Source organism: Oscillatoria sp. CS-180 (assembly GCF_028330965.1).
Classification (GTDB): Bacteria; Cyanobacteriota; Cyanobacteriia; order Phormidesmidales; family Phormidesmidaceae; genus Halomicronema.
In genome coordinates this window covers 72,040-86,145 of the sequence record NZ_JAQMUB010000027.1, presented here as the reverse complement: position 1 = coordinate 86,145, position 14,106 = coordinate 72,040, and the positions used below count along the sequence as shown (strand labels likewise).

The following is a 14,106-nucleotide window of genomic DNA, read 5'->3' as shown; positions in this document are numbered from 1 at the left end:
TTGCCAGCATTTCTCAAAGAGTATGAGTTCCACGATTATTCAGGGTGAGACGATCGCGGCAATCGCTACAGCTATCGTTCCTCAACAGGGGAGCGTTGGGATTGTGCGTATGTCGGGAGCTAAAGCACAGGCGATCGCTCATGCTCTCTTTAATTCTCCTGGAAAGCAACTTTGGGAAAGCCATCGAATTTTGTATGGTTATGTGCGCGACCCTGAGACTCAGCAAACTGTTGACGAAGCCCTAATGCTGTTGATGTTGTCACCTCGGTCCTACACCCGCGAAGATATAGTGGAGTTTCACTGTCACGGTGGCATCATGGCAGTGCAGCAAGTGTTGCAGCTGTGTTTGGTACAAGGGGCACGTCTGGCAGAACCGGGAGAATTCACGCTGCGGGCCTTTCTTAATGGCCGTCTAGATCTAACGCAGGCCGAAAGTATTTCTGACCTCGTGGGCGCACAGTCGCCTCAGGCAGCGCAGACAGCACTGGCAGGCATGCAAGGTAAGTTGACAACGCCCATTCGAAAACTGCGGTCAGAGTGCTTGGATATTCTGGCCGAGGTCGAAGCCCGCATTGACTTTGAGGACGATCTACCACCACTGGATGAAGCGGAGGTTGCTCGCCAGGTTGATCGAGTGATCAGGTCTACAGCTGAGATACTCGATACGGCTTACCAAGGCGAACTGTTACGTTCGGGTTTAAAGGTTGCCATCGTGGGTCGCCCTAATGTGGGCAAGTCGAGTCTGTTGAATGCCTGGAGTCGTAGTGATCGCGCGATCGTCACAGATTTACCAGGCACCACCCGCGACGTGGTGGAATCGCAGCTTGTCGTGGGCGGCGTTCCGATTCAGGTCTTGGATACTGCTGGGATTCGGGAAGCCGATGATCAGGTGGAGCAAATCGGGATTGAGCGATCGCGCTCTGCGGCTAAATCGGCTGATTTAGTCTTACTGACTATTGACGCTCAAGAGGGATGGACAGAGGAGGACGAAGAGCTTTATGAAGCCATGCAGCATCGCCCACTCATTTTAGTGATTAATAAAACTGACTTAGCTCCCGATAATGAACTGTCTACGGTTCCTGATCTAGGCGTTCCCTATGTCCTCACTGCGGCGGCTTTTAATCGAGGGATTGCCACCCTTGAGCAAACTATTTTGAAAATAGCTCACGCGGATCGACTGAATGCCAACAACCTTGAGGTAGCCATTAACCAACGGCAAGCCAGCGCTCTGACGCGAGCAAATACGGCTCTGAAACAGGTTCGCAGCACAATTGCCCAGCAGCTGCCCCTCGATTTCTGGACCATTGACCTGCGCATGGCGATTCATGCTCTCGGAGAAGTTACGGGAGACGAGATCACGGAGTCGATGCTTGACGAGATTTTCAGCCGATTCTGCATCGGTAAATAATGCAAGTAAACAGTAAACCTAGTCTATGTAGGCTTGTGCTGAACGGAGTAAACCCCAACACTGACAGTGACTGCATCGGGGTTTGAAGTCGGATCGGTCTAAGGTTATGGCCGTCGCCAGTTCCGTTAGGACAAGACGGTAAGCCATCTAGCTATGGGCTAAGGCCCTAGATGTTTTAGATGCACAAGCCTAGATGGCTAAAGCTATAGGTGGCTTAGACCACCGACAATTCGACAATGCCCGCGATCGCCATCGCTAGCAACACGACCAACGCATACCGAGGAACGCCACTGCCGTTGTATGTCACTGCAGAGAGTTCACTGCGTCGCTGCATGAAGGCATACAAATTGGGTGCTCCCATGATGAAGAAGATAATACCTAGAATGCTCATTCTGGAGGTATTTGGCCGATCAACACCGGAATTGAACTGATTAATCGTCATGTAATACATCCAAACTCAACTAACTTAGGGGTGATTTGCACGTAGCGAGGAAATGAGGTGTTCAAAAGCCTTTAACAAGTTGGCCAGTTTCTCAAAGCATCCAACCGGCCTACATGAGGCAAGCACTTGAAGGCTCCAACAGTCTTTTTCTGCAAACTAGCTCCTGAGCAGTTATGCAATAGGTCAACCTAAACTCAACTTGAGTAACACTTTATTAAGCGTTTTGGTCTTTGCCGCTGTGAATTCCACGCAGCTACCTTTTTATTTTGTCACAAAAGTTATCTTAAGTATTTCTACTTTGGTGGGGATCAGTATTGAGTTAGTCATTGTGCAGGGGTGTATTTACTATCTTCTTCTTGGTCTATGTCCTGACTCCGTAAGGTTATTCAGCGTTTTTTTGACGCCAAGGTGCGATAGTGGGATCTAGCGCCTGCTAGGGCAATCATCGTTTGGGTGAGGAAACGGCTTTGTCTTCGTTTGCAGCAATTACCACAACTCCTACAGGCTTAAAAACGCTGCTCCCTATCTGCTCAGCATTATCTGCAACAGTGTGGATTCCTGAAAAAATTGCTGACGTTGATTTCCCTGATGACGTTTCAGTCCGGAGCTATGAAGGCGCACTCAACGTCATTCTGCCTAACCTTTGGTTGTCTCATGATGGCCTGATTTTTGGTCTCGCAACGGGAGCCGTGGTCCGTTTGATTGCGCCTCTGTTGCAAGATAAAGCGACTGATCCCGCTGTGGTTGTGGTTGACGAGGCGGGAAAATTCGTTATTAGTCTATGTGGGGGACATCAAGGCGGCGGCGATCGCCTCACGCAGACCATCAGTCATTGTCTTAATGCCGCACCCATTCTGACAGGGGCCGTTAACAGGTCTGCTCTACCTGGTGTTGATGTGCTAGGGCAGCCTTTCGGATGGCATAAAGGATCTGGAGACTGGACAGGCGTGGCGGCTGCGATCGCCCGCAGTGAACCTGTACAAGTCATTCAAGAAGCAGGTTCCGACCTTTGGCAACACCAGTTACCGAGCGATCATTCTCTGCAATTGGGCTGGCCTGAGATATCGTCATCCCCACCAGAGCAGCCTTCCCCTCAAGCTCGTATCTGGATTAGCCCTATTCGACGGCGGTTTGCCCCCCACAGCAACATGCCTAAGGTCCAGTGGCATCCGCGTGTGCTGTGGGTCGGGATTGGATGTGAACGGGGAACCTCTCAGGCGCTGATGGAAGACGCGATCGCGTCTACTTTCCAATCGCGACACTTGGCAACTGAGGCGATCGCGGGCATTGCCACTTTAGACATTAAAGGTGACGAGATAGGATTGCAGCAGCTTTGCCGGGATCACAACTGGCCCATACGATATTTCTCGGCTGAAGACCTACGGGTTGTTCCCGTGCCGCGTCCATCTGGAGCCGTACAGCAAGCGGTTGGAACACCCAGTGTGGCCGAAGCAGCGGCGACTCTGGCAGCCCTGCAATCTTCGGCTCTCTTGAATCTTTCTGACAAGAACGACTTATCTAGTTCTGAACCGCTTCTCTGTACAGCCAAGCAAATCTTTCGTCAGCCTAATCAACGGGGTGCCGTAACCCTAGCGATCGCCCAGGCCGAGCGAGAATTTACAGACCGCATTGGACACTTATCACTTGTGGGAATTGGCCCTGGTAGTTTGTCTCAAATTACCCCAGCTGCCAAAGCTGCCATTTCTCAAGCGGATGCTGTTATCGGCTATGGCCTTTACATTGATCTGATTCGCCCCCTCTTCCGTCCAGGTCAGATTGTCGAGTCCATGCCCATTACTCAGGAACAACAGCGAGCAGAAAGAGCGATCGCGCTAGCCGACTGGGGACTCAATGTTGCCGTTATTTCCTCTGGTGACTGCGGTATCTATGGCATGGCAGGCTTGGTGCTAGAAACTCTCCAGGCTAGAAACTGGAATGGCAGACAGCCCACTGTCGAGACTCTTCCTGGCATTTCAGCCCTACAGGCTGCCGCTGCCCGTATTGGGGCCCCTCTCATGCATGATTTTTGTGCCATCAGCCTCAGTGACCTGCTGACTCCCTGGACTGTTATTGAAAAGCGCCTCCATGCTGCCGCCACTGCTGACTTCGTAGTGGCCCTCTACAATCCAAGATCGCAAAAACGGATTGAGCAAATTGCGATCGCTCAGCGCATTTTTGCTCAGCATCGGCAGCCCAATACCCCCGTTGCGATTGTCCGCTCTGTCTATCGACCTGAGGAAGCGATCGTCCTCACAACAGTGACCGATATGCTGAGCTATCCCATCGACATGTTGACCACCGTCATCATTGGCAACCGCAGCACTCGCATTTACGGTAACACAGTGATTACCCCCAGAGGCTATGGTGTAGAAGGCTAAAGGGTTTTGGGCTGAACTCGTCCATACAGGGCGATGGTAGCTGCATCAACCTGCTGCCCTGCTTTTCCCTCAAGACGTTGATTGACAGAAGTGTTCCTCTACTAGAGCTGAAAGATCTTTTGGATTGATTTTTTCGTAGCAGTGTTTCCCTGGCATCACCGTGAGATTAGGAGCTTTGGAGCACCGTTTTTGGCAACGGGTATGGCGAATTTCGACTTGGTCTTCTAGCTGATAAGCCTGTAGCACCTGCTCTAACTCAGCGATCATTTCTCGCCCCCCTCGCTTTTGGCATCCCGATTTGTTGCACACCAAGATTTTGGACCGCTGGCGTTTTGGGGCATGACAGGCGTGTTGTTCCTGAGCTATACGGGCTGCAGCTTCGACTGTCGCGGATACAGGTGTTTCGGACATCTCGGAGGGCGTTAGGAAGAAGACCTGATGTGCCCTGAGTTTGACCACTCCTGCCTGCAAATCAACCTGACTTCTGCCGACACAATAGAGGCGATCGCCCACATTCAGCGTTGATCTGGCATAGGGCCGCAACTCCTTAGGCAACTTGATGACAACTTGCTCTTGCTCAACTTCCAAAATAATGAACTTGGGTTTTTTGAAGTTATCCCCCAGAAACCCTTGAAAAGTGCCTTCGAGTTTGAACATGCGCTGTGGCATTGAGGTAATGTCCAGCATAGGAGACTCCATCGAAGTGTAAGTTTGCGCTAATTTAATCGCTTTGCTCGTACGGTTTGGGGTAGATTAAGTGGCTCGGACAGACCGTCAAAAGAGAGTTCCCAGCCATTGGCTAGGGTCATGACGGTAGTGTCGCCATCAACGTTTTTGGTGACAACTTCTTCTTCGAGATCTTTCTTGGCGACGTAAACCATGAGTTTGCCGTCTTCGCCGTCGTGAAGCATGACTTTCATCAGAGAACCTGGGAAAGGGGTGGATAGGTGGAGGCGTGAATGAGGGTAATACCGTTTCTCTTTTCCAAAGCCGCAGATGGGAGACTAAAAGCATGGCTGCTTAATATTTTTGACTCCATAATTGGCAATCAAGAGTCGGTATCAAGAGATGACGGAGGGGGACTTTTGGTTAATCAGGGTTAAGAGTTCATTGACGGTTAGCCCTCGTTTCAGTTGGGTGGATAGGTCGCGGACGGCGTTTAGAACACACTGACCTTCGTCTGCGTTGAGTTTGACGCCGTAGTCCTGTAGCACTTGGTTAAGAAGGCTCCGACCGGAGTGTTTACCGACGACGAAGCGCCGTTCCCAGCCGACTTTTTTAGGGTCGAAGGGTTCGTATGTGCTGGGATTCCGGATAATGCCGTGGGCATGAATGCCGGATTCGTGGGCGAAGGTGTTTTCGCCAACAATTGCTTTCCAAGGAGACACAGGACAGTTCACAGCTTTTGCTACAAAGCGAGACAGTTCCAGGAAGTGCTGGGTTTGAATTCCCGTTTTGAGGCCGTATATCTGCTTGAGCGTCATCACGACTTCTTCGAGCGCCGCGTTGCCTGCTCGTTCACCTAAACCATTAACGGTTGTATTGACAGACGTTGCCCCGGCTCGGATGCCTGCTAGAGCATTGGCGGTGGCTAGCCCCAGGTCGTTATGGGTATGCATTTCTACGGGAATCTCCAGGGAGGAGACGAGCTTTTGCACTTTTTCAAAGGTGGTGAAGGGATCGAGAATGCCGACGGTGTCACAAAAGCGGAAGCGGAATGCTCCCCATTCTTGAGCATATTGGGCGGCGTCAATCAGAAATGTCTCATCAGCGCGGGAGCTGTCTTCGCCGCCAACGCTGACTTCGAGGCCATGATCGCGAGCAAATGAAATGGCGTCCCGGAGGCTTTCCAACATGCGAACCCAGCGTCCTTGGAATTTAACTTGAATTTGCACATCGGAGACGGGAACAGAAATGTGAACTCTCTTGAGACCGCAGTGGATAGACGCCTGGATGTCTGAAATCACAGCTCGGTTCCAGCCCAGCAGATGAGCGTTCAGATTTAGATCTGCGATCGCCCGAATGGCTTTGGCCTCGTCTTGCCCCATGGCCGGAATGCCAACTTCTAGTTCCTGGATACCAATGGCATCGAGGAATTTCGCGATCGCAACTTTTTCGTCTAGGTCAAAGGCGATGCCAGCCGCCTGTTCACCGTCTCTGAGCGTTGTGTCGTTGATGGAGATTGAAGGCAGGGATGTCATGGCAGTCCACAAAGTAAGGGAGTAGGAGCGGTCTATATAACCCTGTGCAGCTGGGTGAGGTTTAAGGGAGCAGGGAACCGGGAATGGGGTGGGCTTGACTCAAATGCATGCCGCTACAGCAGAAGGCAAAAGGCAAAGGGTTGAATCCGTTATAATTCAGCGTCTTTGACTGGCTTGAGCTAAATGACTACGGCGACGGCTATTTCGCATGGGAATCGGAGTAATTTTTGAGCTGTTCGTATCGAATTCTCTTGAGCGCTTCAACATCTGTCTTAATCAAGTAATCGAGAAAGCGTTGTTGTACCCAAGCGAAGATGAAGAAAGTAAAGACGATAGTGAGGGCGGTGAGCATGGTGGGGGGAGTAGGGAGTGAAGGGGAGTGGGGAGTAGGGAAGGGGGGTGATTTGGCGGAGATCGCTCGGAGGTTGGAGGAGGTGCCGTGCCGAGCGATTTTGCAAGTTTGGGCGATCGCGACTATCGCCCAAACGCTAGGGTGAGGCTATCTGTGGTGAGGAAGTGGTCGAGGTGGAAAGCTCGATCTTCAGTTTTGAGCAGAATTTGTTCGTACAGATAGCGGGTGGCGCGATCGCCGACGCTTTCGGCCTGGGCTGAGAGACGACGAAGCAAAGTGATAATAGACTGTTCGGCTGCTAAGTCGTTTTCAATCATTTGGCGGCAAGTGTATGCGCCGTCGGATTCGGGAACGAAGCAGCATAGTTCAGACAAGGTTGCAAAGGTGCCAGCAGGAACGCCGCCTAAACCGTTCAGCCGTTCAGCGATATCGTGAGCATGCTCTTGAGCTGTGTCGTAGCTTTCTTGAAAAAACTCATGGATTGAGTAAAACTCTGAACCTTCTACAACGAAGTGATGTTTTTGGTATTGCAGATAGAGCGCTTGGAAACTCGCGTAGACCAAATTCAATTCTTCGCAGATAGGGACTGTGATGTCCTTTTCGAGGGCAACTGGGTTGTCGCCAACTTCACCAAAGGCACGAACCAGAGTTTGAGTAGTAGTCATTTAGTCGCTCCAGATATTAGGAATAAAGATGAGCAAGTGGTCTTGCTGATCGCGATTGTTTGGATCGTTTCGCTTTTGGCTTGCCTCGGATTTGAGGCTAAAAGTCTGTCATATTTGCAGTCCTTGTGCCAAAAGCGAAAATCGTGGATGGGCAGGTGGGAATGCCTAGTACCGCTACGCGGAATTCAAAATACCCTCCGGGAAGGGCAAAGCCCTACAAAATTCAGAATTCAGAATTCAAAACTAAGGCAGATAAGCTTTCCTAGCGTTTTGAATGGTGAGCCTGTTTCTGCCGTGGCGTACTAGTGATTGACAAAGCAGTCTACGCGAGTTTCCCAACAGCGCTCTAGCCAGTCGATGCTTTCTTTTCGGGTGGTCAAAAATTGTCGGACTGTGCTGCGCACTAGAAGCAGCGCAACGGGATGATCCACATCGACTCTTAAGGTGCCGTCGGTTGGACAGGCACAGGGGATATTCAGTTCTTGCAAACGGTGGTGAATGGACCAGCGATCGCTCCGTTGGACGGTGACGACTTGTCCCCAATTGGAAACAGCAGGTTTAGGTTTTTTCATGAGATACCAGCTCCGAAGAGAGAAGGGATGAGGACGTTAAAACGTTAATGAGATAAACGAGAAAACTGTTGAACTTCCGTCTCCAATGCTTCGATGCGATCTAGGAGACGGCGTAAGGTAATGGCTTCGGCATCGGGCAGTTGATCGTGGTTGAGAGGCATTGTGGTGGTGTTGCAGCGACACACGTTGCGGCTGGGCACACCGACAGCCGTGCAGTTGGCTGGCACATCTGTCAGCACAACTGAGGCTGCACCAATACGGGCGAAGTCGCCAATCTGAATGTTGCCTAGGACTTTGGCTCCGGTGCCAATAACAACTCGGCTGCCAACAGTGGGATGGCGTTTACCCGTTTCTTTGCCTGTGCCGCCCAGGGTTACGCCCTGGTAAATCAAGGTGTGGTCGCCGACGATCGCCGTTTCTCCAATCACGACGCCCATGCCGTGGTCAATGAAAACGCCCTTGCCCAAACGAGCACCTGGGTGTATTTCAATGCCAGTCAAAAAGCGAGCTAGATGAGAAATGAAGCGGGGAAAGAAAGCGATCTGTTGCTGATGTAGCCAGTGGGCTAGGCGGTAAGCTGCGATCGCGTGCAGGCCAGGATAACAGCACAGCACTTCGAGCCAGTTCCGAGCTGCTGGATCATATTCAAAGATGATGGCGAAGTCGTCGGTCAGGGGCAACCGCTGACGGAGACCTGCTAGCAGATCTTTGAGCGAGGGTGGCAGTTGTGGCATGGAAAAGGATTGCAGGGGAAGGAACATAGCGCTAAGGGGGGCTGTGTTTTCCTGCTTATAGCAAGGGAGAATCTGGACGCATACTGCTTGACCTGCATCCAGATTTACTAGGTTTATTAAGGATGTACTCAAGCTCTACAAGGCTGACGGTTCAAGGACATCATTTTTCTTCTAGGGTGGGGGAACGAGTATTTTGAGGAGGAGGGACAGGCGTTTTTCAGACCGGGTACACGTATTCTGTACTCAAGGAAAAGCCTTATCTATAAATAGATAGATAGAGACTTGTGATGCTTCAGCACTTGAGCCTAACTGTACTCAAAAGAGGGTTATCACACTGCTGGCCCCATACTTTCATCCGAGAAACTGTAGCGACGCTCACAAAATCACATCTATATATATCAGCGACTCTTAACAACGTGTCGCATTAAGTCGGCATCAGGAACAGCCTTCTTTCAAGACTGTTTTGAATCGTGCGATCGCTTTCTTGAACTCTGCTTAAAGTCTCTTGGACAGTTTAATTTACGTTTTTTAATCAGGAATTGTAGCTGCTGATACTCATTTGAAAGGGTGAATGAAAAAACGGATACAGACAGGATTGTTGTGGGTTTCGCTTGAACTGGGATTTAGTAGCAGAATTCACAAAATGGGGCCGTTTGAGTACTCAAAAAGATGCACTCAGAGAAGCGGAATGAAGGGCGCGATCGCCTTACTGAATAAGCTTTCCGGCTGAGTACACAATCACCGAGCTAGGGCTGAGAAATACTCGTTCGCCCTCTTGGAAATACCAGTCCCTCGATCTTAAATGTTTTTTTGTTCCCCTATTTTCAAGAGTTACAGCCGTTGAGTACCTAGCTAATTATTCAATAAACTCTATCGCGGCAGGTTTTCTCAAGCGCTTCAATCCGGGTTGCTATAACTCCTTCAACGCCGAGCAACCAATCTTTTGAAACCTGGTTATCCGGCAGAGTTAGTCAGACAGCGTCAACTTCAGCTCAGTTCGAGCTAATCACAACCCCCGACGTTTCGTCTTCTGATTTCTAGCCCTAAGCCAGTAATAGGCCAAAGCAATTTCAGGCGTATTCACCCTTATGAAGTTGCCCTCATAACTCTCAATAGAGCAAAAGAGCGCACCTCCGCCCATACACCGTGGAAATTGCTGTAACCCAGAGGATTAGTTTACCGGATGCTTCATCACACTCTCCTGAGACCAATTCACAGACGTTGTGTTGTAGCCGTCATCTCATTCAGTTCTCCTGCACGTTGATGTGCAGCTCGTGAACAGCCCTTCTGTGCTTACAGATTTTGATGACTACACCACAACGTCCCATTTTCTGACTCAGGATTAGCGATGAGTTTATCCACGGCGTGTTCCCCCGTGCACTTCTAGTCACCGTTCTATTTCAACTTTGGCTAGCGCTCTCAAGTTCCACCTCACTACACCGCCAAACCCATGACGCCACCGCCATCTATTGCCCTTGCTTCCGCGCCTACTGCGACGCCCGAGCTGGACATCACCTTGACGAAAACCAAAACCAAAGTCAAGAAGTCTGGCGGCGGTTGTGGCTGTAGCAGTAAAAACGACTCTGCGACTGGAATTAGCGAGTCGATGAAAGCTCGTATTGAGAAACATCCCTGCTACAGCGAAGAAGCTCATCATCACTACGCCCGTATGCACGTTGCTGTGGCCCCTGCCTGCAACATTCAATGTAACTACTGTAATCGTAAGTATGACTGCGCTAACGAAAGTCGTCCTGGCGTTGTGAGCGAACTTCTAACACCGGAAGAAGCCGCCCATAAAGTTCTGGTCGTAGCAGGCAAGATTCCGCAAATGACGGTGTTGGGAATTGCGGGTCCTGGCGATCCGCTGGCTAATCCTGAGAAAACCTTCCGCACGTTCGAGCTGATTGCAGAGCAAGCGCCTGATATCAAACTCTGCTTGTCTACAAACGGCCTGATGCTGCCGGATCATGTTGATCGCATTAAGAAGCTCAACGTGGATCACGTCACTATCACCATCAATATGGTTGATCCTGCCGTAGGAGAGAAGATCTATCCCTGGGTGCACTATCGCCGTCGTCGCTATCGCGGTATTGAGGGCGTCAAAATTCTCCATGAACGGCAGATGGAAGGTTTGCAGGCACTCCAGGAAGCGGACATTCTCTGTAAGGTCAATTCCGTTTTGATTCCTGGCGTTAATGATGAGCACTTGCCGGAAGTGAATGCTGCTATTCGAGAGCGGGGTGCTTTCCTGCACAATATTATGCCGCTTATTTCAGCCCCTGAGCACGGCACGTACTTTGGCTTGAACGGTCAGCGGGGTCCTACGCCTAAGGAACTCAAGACGGTTCAAGATAACTGCTCCGGCAACATGAAGCTGATGCGCCACTGCCGCCAGTGCCGTGCTGATGCTGTGGGACTGCTGGGTGAAGACCGCAGCCAGGAGTTCACGAAAGAGAAGTTTATGGAGATGTCATCTGACTACAGCTTGGAGACTCGTCAGGCCGTCCACGTTGGCATCGAGCAAACAAGAATTGCTGTGGCTGAGAAGAAGGCAGCGGCTAAAGCGACCAAGGCCGCTAAAGTCAGCAGTCCTAAGGTGCTTGTTGCCGTCGCCACTAAAGGCGGTGGGTTGGTGAACCAGCATTTTGGTCATGCCAAGGAATTCATGATTTATGAGGTGGACGCAGCTGAGGCAAACTTCATCGGTCACCGCAAAGTCGCAGATTACTGCCAAGGCGGCTATGGCGAGGAAGCAGCTCTCGGCGGAATTATTAATACGATCGCGGACTGCAAAGCGATTCTGGCGGCCAAAGTTGGCCCCTGTCCTCAGAAGGAACTGAAGAAAGCGGGTCTGACTGTGATTGAAGCCTACGACGTGATTGAGTCTGTTGCACGACGGTTTTATGACGAGCACGTTTTAGACAGCTAACGCGCACGTTAGACAGCGATCGCGATGAGGGAAAGGAGGTTTGGGTTTTACGTCAGCCGTTCACTCAAAACTCAAGCGACAGAACACAGCTCTTTGAAACTCATAACGTCCTTTCCTTTTCTTTTTACCCGGCTGCTTTTATCCACTGCGGAGATGATGTGATGGTTACCTACCTAGACAACAACGCCACGACCCGAATTGATCCAGAAGTCTTCAAGGCCATGGTGCCGTACTTGACCGAACTTTATGGCAATCCTTCCTCAATGCACAGTTTTGGAGGGCAGGTCGGGGCCGCAGTGCAAACGGCTAGAGAACAACTGGCTGCTCTACTAGGGGCCGCAGATACCGAAATCATCTTCAACAGCTGCGGCAGTGAAGGCAACAATACCGCTATTCATGCTGCCTTGGCTGCTCAGCCTGAAAAGCGTCACATCATTACAACGGCAGTTGAGCACCCCGCCATCTTGAATGTGTGCAAGCACCTGGAGAAGAAAGGCTATAGCGTCACCTATCTCTCTGTGGATGGTCGAGGTCAGCTTGATCTGATGGAGTTGGAAGCAGCGATGACAGGCGGTACAGCCCTCGTCACCACGATGTATGCCAATAACGAAACGGGCGTCATCTTCCCGATTGAAGCGGTGGGGGCGATCGCCAAAGAATATGGAGCGACTTTCCACGTTGATGCGGTGCAAGCCGTCGGCAAAGTCCCCATTGACCTAAACCAAAGCACGATTGACCTGCTCACGCTCTCTGGTCACAAGCTCCATGCGCCTAAGGGTATTGGTGCCCTCTACGTTCGACGAGGTTTTCGCTTCCGTCCCTTCTTGCTCGGCGGTCACCAAGAGCGCGGTCGGCGAGCCGGCACTCAAAACGTTCCCGGTATTGTCGCTCTGGGCAAAGCAGCGGAACTGGCCCAAACCGATCTGTTCAACATGCCTAAGGAGGCTTGGCTGCGGGACTGCCTAGAGCGTGAACTCCTTGCCAATATTCCTAATTGCGTCGTCAATGGCGGTGGCTCTACGAGACTGCCCAACACCACCAATATTGGCTTTAAGTACATCGAAGGTGAAGCCATCCTCTACATGCTGAATCGCGAAGGCATCTGCGCATCCTCCGGATCTGCATGTACTTCTGGCTCCCTCGATCCCTCTCATGTCCTCACTGCAATGGGATTACCCTACACCATCCTGCACGGTTCCATTCGGTTTAGCCTATCTCGCTTCACCACTGAAGCCGAAATCCAGCATGTCCTTTCCGTCATGCCCGGCATTGTTGAACGTCTACGGGCGCTGTCGCCTTTCAATAATGACGAAGCCGACTGGCTACAAGAACGAGATGTGGCTGTCGCTTCTTAAGTTTTGAGTTTTGAGTTTTAAGTTGTGAGTTTTGAATTCAACTCAAGATTCAAAACTAAGCCTGCAAAACTTCCCCGTTCACCCTCACCCCCCGAAACCGCCATGTGGGACTACTCCGAAAAAGTACTCGACCTGTTTTATAACCCGATGAATCAAGGGGCGATCGCAGATCAAGAGCAGCCTGATGTCGCCGTAGTCTTTGGCGAAGTGGGTAGCATTGCCTGCGGAGATGCCTTAAGACTGCACCTAAAGATTCAGGTTTCGTCTGATGCAATTCTGGATGCTCGCTTTCAAACCTTTGGCTGCACTAGTGCGATCGCCTCTTCCTCGGCGCTGACGGAAATCATCAAGGGCAAAACGTTAGATGAAGCGCTCAATATTTCCAATCAGGACATCGCTGACTATCTCGGCGGTTTGCCAGAGGCTAAAATGCACTGCTCAGTGATGGGGCAGGAAGCACTAGAAGCTGCCATTTATAAGTATCGCGGCATTGAGGTCGAGCACCATGAGGATGACGAAGGCTCTCTCATCTGTTCCTGCTACGGCATTACGGAACCCAAAGTGCGTCGCGTCATCATTGAGAACGACCTGACCACGATTGAGCAGGTGACGAACTACGTGAAAGCGGGAGGCGGCTGTGGTTCTTGTCTGGCAGACATTGAAGACATTTTGATGGAAGTGCAGCAGGAGCGTGATGCGGTTCCTAGTCGAGTCGCTGCTGAAATCGCCCTGGCACAAGAGACAGCGGCTCCTCGCAATCTCACCACAGTGCAAAAGATCAAGCTGATTCAGCAAGTGCTGGATACCGAAATTCGTCCCATTCTCATCGCTGATGGCGGCGACGTTGAGCTGTTCGACATTGAGGGCGATCGCGTCCAAGTCACCCTGACAGGAGCCTGTGGCGGTTGTGCCAGCAGTACCACCACGGTCAAGAACTCTATCGAAGCCAAGCTGCGTGATCTTGTACTCCCCACTCTGACGGTTGAAGAAGTTGCGAATTGAGTTCTTCGTTAGGTCGAATTCAACACTCAAAATCTAGAACTTTCCCTTACTTCACTATTTCCCATGAA

13 protein-coding genes are annotated in these 14,106 nt (G+C 51.0%); 6 read left to right on the top strand and 7 right to left on the bottom strand.

The features are described from left to right. Window positions 1-22 precede the first annotated feature (22 nt). The gene (gene mnmE, locus PN498_RS05575) at window positions 23-1,408 is read left to right on the top strand and encodes a tRNA uridine-5-carboxymethylaminomethyl(34) synthesis GTPase MnmE (RefSeq protein ID WP_272061729.1); all 1,386 of its coding nucleotides are present in this window, start codon (window positions 23-25) and stop codon (window positions 1,406-1,408) included. Between the two features lie 214 nt (window positions 1,409-1,622). Here mnmE and PN498_RS05570 read toward each other — a convergent pair whose 3' ends face one another. After that, window positions 1,623-1,850, bottom strand: a complete 228-nt coding sequence (locus tag PN498_RS05570) for a hypothetical protein (protein ID WP_272061726.1) — start codon at window positions 1,848-1,850, stop codon at window positions 1,623-1,625. 467 nt (window positions 1,851-2,317) lie between these two features. On the opposite strand from PN498_RS05570, the gene cobJ reads away from it, so the two are divergent. Beyond that, on the top strand, window positions 2,318-4,228 hold the full coding sequence (gene cobJ / locus PN498_RS05565) for a precorrin-3B C(17)-methyltransferase (protein ID WP_272061725.1): 1,911 nt from the start codon (window positions 2,318-2,320) through the stop codon (window positions 4,226-4,228). Between the two features lie 69 nt (window positions 4,229-4,297). Here the strand turns inward: cobJ and PN498_RS05560 are convergent, their stop codons facing one another. From PN498_RS05560 to nifV, 3 genes are all read right to left on the bottom strand, one after another. Then, complete coding sequence (locus PN498_RS05560) at window positions 4,298-4,915, bottom strand: (2Fe-2S) ferredoxin domain-containing protein (protein ID WP_272061724.1); 618 nt, start codon at window positions 4,913-4,915, stop codon at window positions 4,298-4,300. Window positions 4,916-4,944: 29 nt separating this feature from the next. Further along, on the bottom strand, window positions 4,945-5,148 hold the full coding sequence (nifT, locus tag PN498_RS05555; protein WP_272061723.1) for a putative nitrogen fixation protein NifT: 204 nt from the start codon (window positions 5,146-5,148) through the stop codon (window positions 4,945-4,947). A gap of 141 nt (window positions 5,149-5,289) precedes the next feature. After that, the gene (gene nifV, locus PN498_RS05550) at window positions 5,290-6,429 is read right to left on the bottom strand and encodes a homocitrate synthase (protein ID WP_272061722.1); all 1,140 of its coding nucleotides are present in this window, start codon (window positions 6,427-6,429) and stop codon (window positions 5,290-5,292) included. A 314-nt stretch (window positions 6,430-6,743) separates the two neighbouring features. On the opposite strand from nifV, the gene PN498_RS05545 reads away from it, so the two are divergent. Further along, window positions 6,744-6,926 (top strand): hypothetical protein, encoded by a 183-nt coding sequence (locus PN498_RS05545; RefSeq protein ID WP_272061721.1) that lies wholly within the window; start codon window positions 6,744-6,746, stop codon window positions 6,924-6,926. Here PN498_RS05545 and PN498_RS05540 read toward each other — a convergent pair. The 3 genes from PN498_RS05540 to cysE all read right to left on the bottom strand — a co-directional run bounded on the left by PN498_RS05540 (window position 6,904) and on the right by cysE (window position 8,752). Next, a complete protein-coding gene (locus PN498_RS05540; RefSeq protein ID WP_272061720.1) occupies window positions 6,904-7,446 on the bottom strand; it encodes a Dps family protein in 543 nt (180 codons plus the stop codon). The genes PN498_RS05545 and PN498_RS05540 overlap by 23 nt on opposite strands. Before the next feature lie 302 nt (window positions 7,447-7,748). Further along, on the bottom strand, window positions 7,749-8,018 hold the full coding sequence (locus tag PN498_RS05535; protein ID WP_272061719.1) for an Asr1405/Asl0597 family protein: 270 nt from the start codon (window positions 8,016-8,018) through the stop codon (window positions 7,749-7,751). A 44-nt stretch (window positions 8,019-8,062) separates the two neighbouring features. Further along, entirely contained in the window at window positions 8,063-8,752 is a 690-nt protein-coding gene (gene cysE, locus PN498_RS05530) for a serine O-acetyltransferase (RefSeq protein ID WP_442951401.1), read from the bottom strand. Between the two features lie 1,450 nt (window positions 8,753-10,202). Here cysE and nifB point away from each other — a divergent pair. The 3 genes from nifB to nifU all read left to right on the top strand — a co-directional run bounded on the left by nifB (window position 10,203) and on the right by nifU (window position 14,038). Continuing rightward, window positions 10,203-11,681: a nitrogenase cofactor biosynthesis protein NifB gene (gene nifB / locus PN498_RS05525; protein ID WP_334312223.1), complete on the top strand. Its 1,479-nt coding sequence runs from the start codon at window positions 10,203-10,205 to the stop codon at window positions 11,679-11,681. A gap of 161 nt (window positions 11,682-11,842) precedes the next feature. After that, a complete protein-coding gene (gene nifS, locus PN498_RS05520) occupies window positions 11,843-13,036 on the top strand; it encodes a cysteine desulfurase NifS (RefSeq protein WP_272061717.1) in 1,194 nt (397 codons plus the stop codon). Window positions 13,037-13,138: 102 nt separating this feature from the next. Then, entirely contained in the window at window positions 13,139-14,038 is a 900-nt protein-coding gene (nifU, locus tag PN498_RS05515) for a Fe-S cluster assembly protein NifU (RefSeq protein ID WP_272061716.1), read from the top strand. Window positions 14,039-14,106: the final 68 nt, after the last annotated feature.

Excerpts from the sequence above, each read along its gene's own strand:
- mnmE (WP_272061729.1), top strand. The coding sequence starts at position 23 with ATGAGTTCCACGATTATTCAGGGTGAGACGATCGCGGCAATCGCTACA.
- PN498_RS05570 (WP_272061726.1), bottom strand. The coding sequence starts at position 1,850 with ATGACGATTAATCAGTTCAATTCCGGTGTTGATCGGCCAAATACCTCC.
- PN498_RS05560 (WP_272061724.1), bottom strand. The coding sequence starts at position 4,915 with ATGCTGGACATTACCTCAATGCCACAGCGCATGTTCAAACTCGAAGGC.
- nifT (WP_272061723.1), bottom strand. The coding sequence starts at position 5,148 with ATGAAAGTCATGCTTCACGACGGCGAAGACGGCAAACTCATGGTTTAC.
- nifV (WP_272061722.1), bottom strand. The coding sequence starts at position 6,429 with ATGACATCCCTGCCTTCAATCTCCATCAACGACACAACGCTCAGAGAC.
- PN498_RS05545 (WP_272061721.1), top strand. The coding sequence starts at position 6,744 with ATGAAGAAAGTAAAGACGATAGTGAGGGCGGTGAGCATGGTGGGGGGA.
- PN498_RS05540 (WP_272061720.1), bottom strand. The coding sequence starts at position 7,446 with ATGACTACTACTCAAACTCTGGTTCGTGCCTTTGGTGAAGTTGGCGAC.
- PN498_RS05535 (WP_272061719.1), bottom strand. The coding sequence starts at position 8,018 with ATGAAAAAACCTAAACCTGCTGTTTCCAATTGGGGACAAGTCGTCACC.
- cysE (WP_442951401.1), bottom strand. The coding sequence starts at position 8,752 with ATGCCACAACTGCCACCCTCGCTCAAAGATCTGCTAGCAGGTCTCCGT.
- nifB (WP_334312223.1), top strand. The coding sequence starts at position 10,203 with ATGACGCCACCGCCATCTATTGCCCTTGCTTCCGCGCCTACTGCGACG.
- nifS (WP_272061717.1), top strand. The coding sequence starts at position 11,843 with ATGGTTACCTACCTAGACAACAACGCCACGACCCGAATTGATCCAGAA.
- nifU (WP_272061716.1), top strand. The coding sequence starts at position 13,139 with ATGTGGGACTACTCCGAAAAAGTACTCGACCTGTTTTATAACCCGATG.